The following is a 3,442-nucleotide window of genomic DNA, read 5'->3' as shown; positions in this document are numbered from 1 at the left end:
TTATTGGGAACTGCTAGCCCAACAGTAATTGCAGTGGGTGCGATCGCTGGTCTTCTCCCTGATATTGACATTTCTACCTCTCCAGCAGGCCGTGTTTTTCCGTGGGTTAGTAGCTACTTTGAATCAAAAATGCCTCACCGCAGTTGTACACACAGCCTAGTTGCTAGTGCAGTTGTAGCAGCGCTTGGGTATGGAATTGCACTGTTTAATCCCAGTTTTATTAACTTGGTTCACGCCCTGAGCATCGGTTACACCTTTGGCTGGTTCGCGGATGTCTTCACCCGTGGCGGTGTCGAAATGTTTTGGCCTTCCCCGGTGCGTTGTGTTTGTCCTGGAAATCGTAATTTAAGGTTGAGGACTGGGAGCAATGCTGAGTATTTTGTGTTGGTGGTGCTAGTTGCGATCGCTCTGGGGGTGTTCAATATCAACAACTCAGGCGGTTTATTTACTCAGTTCAACAGGCTAATTGCTTCACCCTCTGGTGTACAGCACATTTATAACGAGTCTGGCAGTACACACCTGATTAAAGCCAATATTAAAGGAGTACGGACGAGCGATCGCTCCAAGGTAAATGGGCAATATTTAATTATCCAGGCTCAAGGCACAGGCTTTTTAGTCCAGTCTGACGACGGCAGGATTTACAAAGTTTCCACAGAGCCAGATGCCCAGATTTTCTTAGAGGAAATCACTGCCGATGTAGGAAAGCCTGCCATTACAAACATAGAAGCGATTTCTATTGAGGATGAACCTGTAGGGAATGCGATCGCTAAGTTTAATCGCGCCGGGGCTATGGTGTTTATTTCTGGCCAATTAGAGTTTGACACTTTAGACGGTGTGCCTATACCCCGTGACCCTTATCAATTTCCTTATATTCGGGCAACTGACAGCACAGTTACCCTAGAAGCTGCCCCGCTTGCGATTGTTCACAAAACCTTGGGTGAAGAATTCGCTATAGGACAGCTGCAAGTGAAGGTTATCAATACCAGCATTAACAGTTATCAGTGAACAGTTATCAGTTAACAGTATTGATAACACAAATTATTTCCCCAATACCCAATACCCAATACCCAATACCCCATGCCTAAACCACTACCAGCGCCAACACTTAAACCTAACCAAAGTAAGAAACCTGCTACAGAGTCAGTAACAGGAGGCATTTTACTAGGGGATAAAGTCTATTGGAACCCTGCCACACTTCCTAATGGTCACATTGCCATCATTGGGGCCAGTGGTAGTGGCAAAACCCAAACACTCAAAGCGATCGCTTATGAACTCCCGCGCTTTATATCGAGTGTACGCTGCATAACAATAGACTTTCACGGCGATTTAGAGCTTCCCGGTGAGTGTTACTACCCGCTTAACATGGAATCGCCACACGGTATCAATCCCCTAGTGGTAGACTTGGACACCAAGGGCGGGGGGCCATCACTGCAAGCGATCGCAGTCGCAACCATCCTTAAAAAAGCTCTCACAATGGGAGTCAATCAGGAAGGACTGGTTATTGACATCCTGACCACTTGCTACAAACAAAGGGGGATTATTCAAGATGAACCCACTACTTGGATACAGAAAGCCCCAACATTTGCTGATGTAAGAATTGAGATTGAAGCAAGAATTGAAGACGGTTGTAAGGAATCATCAAAGCTTGCCCTTAAACTCGCGGCAATGTTTGAGTATGGGATTTTCACCCGTCCGCAGCCATCGCTAGATGCTCAGATTATCAGATTTGATTTATCAGCATTGGGTAAGGTTCCTGGTTTGGGTGCGATCGCAGCCGAAGCCCTTATCAAGCAAGTAATGGATAGTCACAGAATTATGGGGGAAATTGAAGGGAAAATCCCCAGGACATACTTATTTATAGATGAGTGTAAAGAAGTTAAAACTTCTAAAACATTAAACCTTTTATTGGCTGATGGCAGAAAATTTGGACTTGGCGCTGTAGTAGCTTCTCAACGTGATGCCGAAATTAGTAATGAAGTTATTGCTAATACTGCAACCAAGGTTATATTAGGAGTCGATCAGACTGAAGTTAAAAGAGTAGCTTCACGCTTTCGCTTCTCTGACCATTTAATAGCTAATCTAGAACCACTTCAAGCCTTAGTAAGAATGGGTAAGGATGGGCATAAAGTCAATATTAAGCCGTATTATGAAAGAATTTAATACCAATAACTTAATTACTTATATTTCCATTGGGCTAGCTGGACTAATTTTTATAGCTAAATATTATCCCCAAAATCAAACAGCCGTTGCAGAAGCTCAAAGCAAAGCGATTATTAAGAATGCCCCTGAGTCTGTTCCAGACGACGAAGTAGACGATTCTGCTATTTCAATAGTTCAACAAAACCGTCCTCTAAGAATGAGCATCAGTGTTGATAATCCCTCATTTTTGAAGGTCAAACTTAATCAAGAAATTAAAAAAGGGGATGTAATATCTGACAATTCCACAGAACGCGATCGCTTGGACAAGCAGAAAAAATCAGTCACACTTCAAATTGATAATTTAAAAAACAAAACTATTCCTGAACCTTTTAAACCAAAGGAATCATTAGGGTTAAAGCCGTTACCACCAGCTATTTTCTCAGAGGAAATGAGTGCGATCGCTCAATCTAAATTACGATTGACCCAGGCTCAAACACTCCTAGAAACCCGAACAATCATACTTAAATCTGACAATCCTGAACGACGAGCAGAGGCCGAGAAGGCAGAGGCAGGATTGCAGATTGCTAGTGAGAAAGTGCAGGAGCAAGAACAATTAATTTTAGCTATGCGGGATATGAAACTAGAGAGTGCTGTTCTCCAGCATGAGGAAGCCAAGCTTAAACAGTTTCGCTCAGAGATGGATCAGGCCAGTTCTGCTTTGGAACAAGCGAGAGCCAAACTCAATACCGAGGCAATTAACCAGCAACAGGAATTACAACAGTTACAGATAAATGTGAGGCTGGCACAATCAGATTTAGAAGTTGCACAGTCGCGGCTAACTGCTGCTCAAAATCGCCGCCAATTGACAGAGTATGATGCAAATCTGAACGAGGCGAGACAGCAGCAGCAGGAAAATCAAACTCAACAAGAATATTCACGGCAGCAGCAACAATATGCCCAGTCTGTTAGAGATAGAGATTATCAGTTAGCACAGCTGGCAATTTCACTCACTAACATTGAGGATAAATTAGCACAAATCCCGATGATACGTAGCCCCCGTAATGGATACGTTAGACGTATCAAACCTTGGGCGGGACGCGATGGGAAATACACAACAACTATTACAATTAGCTCTAATCCTAAATCTGATATTAGGAGCGATCGCTCCAGTGATGGCACAAACCCCACCCCCATCCCCAACTAAACCAGTACAACCACAACCAAATCAAGGGGAAGTGGAACAAACGCCAGAGGAAACAACAGAAGAACAGCCCCAGGAGGAGCAAACCCAAGAGGAAGTATC

The 3,442-nt window shown here is 43.7% G+C and carries 3 protein-coding genes; all 3 read left to right on the top strand.

Annotated features, from left to right (window positions below; genetic code table 11):
* The coding region (locus B4U84_RS30065) for a metal-dependent hydrolase (RefSeq protein WP_131121649.1) at nucleotides 1-1,005 on the top strand (1,005 nt) is incomplete at its 5' end.
* A 72-nt stretch (nucleotides 1,006-1,077) separates the two neighbouring features.
* A complete protein-coding gene (locus B4U84_RS30060; protein WP_131121648.1) occupies nucleotides 1,078-2,160 on the top strand; it encodes an ATP-binding protein in 1,083 nt (360 codons plus the stop codon).
* Nucleotides 2,147-3,343, top strand: coding sequence for an HlyD family secretion protein (locus B4U84_RS30055; protein WP_242677777.1), 1,197 nt, complete (start codon nucleotides 2,147-2,149; stop codon nucleotides 3,341-3,343). The genes B4U84_RS30060 and B4U84_RS30055 overlap by 14 nt, the downstream gene beginning before the upstream one ends.
* Nucleotides 3,344-3,442 lie beyond the last annotated feature (99 nt).

Origin of the sequence: Westiellopsis prolifica IICB1 (assembly GCF_004323185.1) — a bacterium.
GTDB lineage: Bacteria > Cyanobacteriota > Cyanobacteriia > Cyanobacteriales > Nostocaceae > Pelatocladus > Pelatocladus prolificus_A.
The sequence above is the reverse complement of the archived record's forward strand: the minus strand, read 5'-3'. Positions and strand labels throughout refer to the sequence as shown.

Bases quoted from the DNA above. Each gene is read 5' to 3' on its own strand.
- B4U84_RS30060 (WP_131121648.1), top strand. From the start codon at position 1,078: ATGCCTAAACCACTACCAGCGCCAACACTTAAACCTAACCAAAGTAAG.
- B4U84_RS30055 (WP_242677777.1), top strand. From the start codon at position 2,147: ATGAAAGAATTTAATACCAATAACTTAATTACTTATATTTCCATTGGG.